This is a genomic window from Halolamina salina, from assembly GCF_042678005.1.
In the GTDB taxonomy this organism is placed as follows: domain Archaea; phylum Halobacteriota; class Halobacteria; order Halobacteriales; family Haloferacaceae; genus Halolamina; species Halolamina salina.
The window spans coordinates 12,054-16,483 of sequence record NZ_JBHUDH010000121.1; the positions used below are offsets into that span (position 1 = coordinate 12,054).

A 4,430-nucleotide genomic window follows, 5' to 3' on the forward strand; every position below is an offset into this window, starting at 1 on the left:
CGACCGCCGAGAGGTCCGCGCCCATCGCCGCCTCCTGGTTCATCCGCTCGAAGGAGTACACCACGTCCTCGGCGGTCATGCCGCGGTCGACCGGCGGGTGGAACCGGGCGTCCTCCGTCAGCGTGAACGTGTACGTGCGGCCGTCGTCGCCGATCTCCCAGTCGGTTGCAAGCCGGCCCGCGGGCGCGCCGTCCTCGAAGGTGAGCAGCGTCTCACAAACGTTGAACACGACGACCCACGACACCACGCTCTCGGTCTGGTGGGGGTCGAGCCCGGTGAGTTCGGACTCGAAGCCGACCCGGAGGGTGCCCCCCGACTGGGGGCCGCCCTCTGGCGTCGACGCCGACTCGGTCGCGGACGGCACGTCGGTGTCCTCGGTTGGGGTGCCGTCGCCGCCGGTACAGCCGGCCATCGCTGTCGCCGCCGCGCCGCCGACCGCCGCGAGGAACGTTCGTCGGCCGGTCGCGGTGTCCTCGCCCTGCATTACTGGATACGGAGCGGCGGGGCGGGTAAAGCTTCCACGGTACACACACGGCGGCGATCAGTCCCGCACGACGAGCACCGGCGCGACCGCGCCCTCGGCGATCCGTTCGGCGTCGCCGCCGAACAGCGAGGTCAGCACTCCGGGGCCGCCCTCGCCCATCACGATCACGTCGAACTCCGCCGAGCGGTCGACGACCGCACGGACGGGGGTGTCGCTCTCGGTGAACTCGGTCCGGACGCGGTCGGTCGCGAGGCCGCGGTCGGCCAGCGTCTCGCGAGCGCGCGTGACGGCCGCGTCGGCGTCGAACTCGCCGCCGGTGTCGATCCCCCACAGCGTGACCGACCCCTCGCGGCCGGCGAGCAGCGTGGCGACGAGGTCCGCGAGCCGGTCCACGTCGACGGCGCCGCGGACGGGGACGATCACGTCCTCGACGGCACCGACGGGGTTGGGGAGCAGGACCGCCGTGGCGTCGGTCTCGCTGGCGACGCGGTCGACGGTCGCGTCGCGGTCGTGGGTGAACGCGACCCGGGTCTCGACCTCTCGGCCCGCCTCGCGGAACGCCGCGGCGATCTCGTCGATGGCCGCGTGTGCGCGGTCCTCGAACTGCATGCTCGCCTGCTCGGTGGGCGTCTGCTCGGGCAGGACGTGGTAGCCCAGCAGCACCACCTCGGTGGGCGCGAGGAACTCGACCAGCGGGACCGAGAGGGACTCGCCTTCGAGCACTTCGACGGGGACGAGCACCTTCGGCGGCTCGCGGATCGTGAACGACGCCTCGGCCATGATCTCCTCGGGTGTGGGTTCGTTCTCGGTCATCTACAGCACCCCCTTGAGTCGCACGTCGTCGGCGTAGTACTTGTACCAGCCGGCGGCCGCGATCATGATCGCGGCGCCGATGATCTGTGACTCCCGCTCCATGAACGCGATCAGCCCGAAGCTCGCGAGCGCGCCGATCCCCGCGACCAGCGGGTAGGCTGGGACCCGGAACTCGGGGTCGTACCACTCCGGCTCGTCGCGGCGCATCGCGATCAGCGCCACGCAGATCAGCCCGTACATCACCAAGTGGAGGAAGGAGGCCACCTCCGCGAGCAGTTCGACCTCGCCGAGGGCGACCAGCACCAGCACGGGGCCGCCGGCCATCGACAGCGCGACGTGGGGCGTGCCGTACTGGAGGTTGACGCGGCTGGCAAACTGCGGCAGCAGCGCGTCCTTGCTGACCGCGAACACCGCTCGGGAGGTCGAGAGGATCGACGCGTTCGCGCTCGAGACGGTCGCGAGCAGCCCGCCGATCAGGATTGTCAGCGCGCCCACGTCGCCGCCGAACGCGCGGGCCACCTCGACGATGGCGGTCTCGCCGAACCCCGAGAGCCGGCCGCTGCCGAACGCGCTGGTCGCGACGAAGATGGTCGAGACGTACAGCACGGCGACGATCAGCACCGAGCCGACCATCGCCAGCGGGAGGTTCCGACCGGGGTCCTTGATGTCGCCGGCGACGGTCGCGACCTGCGCGAAGCCGAGGTAGGAGGTGAACACCAGCGCGGCGGTGGAGAAGACGGGCATCAGCCCGAACGGCATGAACGTCTCGGGCGTGCTCGTGGTGCCGAACACGCCCAGCGCGTCGAGGCCGCCGTAGCTCAGGAAGACGACGAGAATGGTCAGCAGCAGGCCGACCACGTAGTTCTGGAGCTTCGCGGCGTTCTCGGTACCGAAGAGGTTCAGCGCGGTGAGCAGCAGGCCGAACCCCAACGCGAGCGCGTCGACGACGGGTAGCCCGCCGATCCGGACGCCGGCTTCCGCGAGCAGCGCGGCGGCGTAGCTCCCGAAGCTGACGAGGTAGAACGCGGTGGCGAACACCAGCCCCAGCCAGATGCTGATGCCGACGACGGCGCCCGGGAGCGACCCCAGCCCCCGCGAGATGAAGTAGTAGCCGCCGCCGGATTTCGGCATCGCGGTCGCGAGTTCGGAGGCGGGCAGCGCCACCAGCAGGGCGATGACCGCGCCGATGGCGAAGGAGGCGGGCGCCGCCGGCCCCGCCTCGCCCGCGGCCAGCCCCGGGAACACGAAGATTCCCGCGCCGATCATCGTCCCCACGCCGATGGAGACGCCGCCGACCAGCCCGATCGACCGCTCCAGCTCCGACCCCTCCTCGGTGACGGCCGTGTCGCTGTCGGCGTCGGTCGGCAGCGCGACCGTCTCGGGGGACTCTCCCGCCCTGTTCGCCCCCTCCGGACGCTCCGTACCCATGGGTGTTCGGTCGGGGCAGGCGTCAAAGAAGATGGTGGCCGGTCCGACAGGGGCGCTCCGCAGCCCCCGGACTCACGGTGCTGGCGCGCGAACGCGCGGCCATGGCCGAGACGGTTCCCGTGACGGTCGTCGACGGCGACGACCGCTCGACGATCGAGGTCGAGCGCGGGCGGACGCTGCGGGACGCGCTGCTCGACGCCGGGTTCGAGGTGTACGGGCGTGTCTCGAAACACGCCAACTGCGGCGGCCGGGGACTCTGTGGGACCTGTGGCGTGGCGATCGAGGACGGACCGGCGCCGACGCACTGGCACGACTCGGCGGCGGCGCGTTTCGGGTACCCGCGGCTCTCGTGTCGGATTACGGTTGAGGAGGCGATGACGGTTCGGTTGGTGGAGAAGGTGGTTTGGGGGCAGTTACTGCCTGACTCCTCTGGGAGGGGATGAGTCGTAGAGTGTACGCAGTAGACTCGTCGCTACGCTCCTCGTCGTTGCGCCGTCAGAAAGTGGGTTGGGGCGGATTTGAACCGCCGGCCTCCTCCATGTCAAGGAGGTGTCATAACCGGACTAGACTACCAACCCGACCGGGCTTACTTCGTACCCTATCTACCGCGCGGGTTTAGTTGAAGGTTTCGAAAGTCGACTCCGGCAGGTGATTCCTCACCGCCCGCCGTGACACTCCGGCACACGACAGCGTTAAGTCGATGAACAGAGTTGTACACTATACACCCAATCCGTACATTCGGATCCCCCACCCATGCAGGAACTCATCGAACGCGTGACCGACGGCGAGGACCTGAGCGTTGAGGAGGCCCGCGAGGCCGCGACGCGGGTCTTCGAGGAGGCGACGGAGGCACAGATCGGCGCGCTGCTGGCCGCGCTCCGGGCCAAAGGCGAGACCGAGGCCGAGATCGCCGGCTTCGCACAGGGGATGCGCGACGCCGCGCGCACGATCGACCCCGACGGCGCACCGCTGGTCGACACCTGCGGCACCGGCGGCGACGACTACAGCACGATCAACGTCTCGACCACCAGCGCGATCGTCGCCGCGGGCGCGGGCGTCGCGGTCGCGAAGCACGGCAACTACTCCGTCTCCTCCTCCTCCGGGAGCGCCGACGTGCTGGAGGTCGCCGGCGCCGACGTGGAGGCCGAACCGCCCGCCGTCGAGGACGCCATCGAGCGCGACGGGATCGGCTTCATGCTCGCGCCGGTGTTCCACCCCGCGATGAAGGCCGTCATCGGCCCACGGAAGGAGCTCGGCATGCGGACGATCTTCAACGTGCTCGGGCCGCTGACCAACCCCGCCGGCGCCGACGCGCAGGTACTCGGTGTCTACAGCGAGGAACTGGTCCCCCAGATCGCGGAGGCACTGACTCACATGCCCGTCGAGCACGCGCTCGTGGTCCACGGCGACGGGATGGACGAGATCGCGCTGCACGGCCCCACCACAGTCGCCGAAGTCGAGGGGGAGGAAGTCACCGAGTACACCATCGAGCCTGCGGATCTCGGCCTCGGCAGCGCGCCCGTCGACGCCATCGCCGGCGGCACGCCACAGGAGAACGCCGAGGACCTGCGGGGGATCGTGACCGGCGACGTGACCGGGCCGAAGCGTGACGTGATCCTCGCCAACGCCGGTGCGGCGATCTACGTCGCCGGCCTCGCCGACGACCTGGCGGAGGGAGTCGAGAAAGCCGCCGACGCGATCGACA

The 4,430-nt window shown here is 70.2% G+C and carries 5 protein-coding genes and 1 tRNA gene; 2 read left to right on the forward strand and 4 right to left on the reverse strand.

Annotated elements, in window-relative coordinates; translation table 11 throughout:
- From ACFR9S_RS10905 to ACFR9S_RS10915, 3 genes are all read right to left on the reverse strand, one after another.
- Positions 1-484 (reverse strand): ABC transporter substrate-binding protein (locus ACFR9S_RS10905; protein ID WP_379818637.1); only part of this gene is annotated, 484 nt, incomplete at its 3' end.
- 57 nt (positions 485-541) lie between these two features.
- Positions 542-1,297, reverse strand: coding sequence for a universal stress protein (locus ACFR9S_RS10910; RefSeq protein ID WP_379818638.1), 756 nt, complete (start codon positions 1,295-1,297; stop codon positions 542-544).
- Positions 1,298-2,725, reverse strand: a complete 1,428-nt coding sequence (locus ACFR9S_RS10915) for an APC family permease (protein WP_379818640.1) — start codon at positions 2,723-2,725, stop codon at positions 1,298-1,300.
- A 101-nt stretch (positions 2,726-2,826) separates the two neighbouring features.
- Between ACFR9S_RS10915 and ACFR9S_RS10920 the strand changes: the two genes are divergently transcribed.
- Entirely contained in the window at positions 2,827-3,168 is a 342-nt protein-coding gene (locus ACFR9S_RS10920) for a 2Fe-2S iron-sulfur cluster-binding protein (protein WP_379732947.1), read from the forward strand.
- Positions 3,169-3,228: 60 nt separating this feature from the next.
- Here the strand turns inward: ACFR9S_RS10920 and ACFR9S_RS10925 are convergent.
- Positions 3,229-3,303 (reverse strand) — tRNA-Val (locus ACFR9S_RS10925).
- A 175-nt stretch (positions 3,304-3,478) separates the two neighbouring features.
- Between ACFR9S_RS10925 and trpD the strand changes: the two genes are divergently transcribed.
- A partial coding sequence (trpD, locus tag ACFR9S_RS10930; RefSeq protein ID WP_379818642.1) for an anthranilate phosphoribosyltransferase occupies positions 3,479-4,430 on the forward strand: 952 nt, incomplete at its 3' end.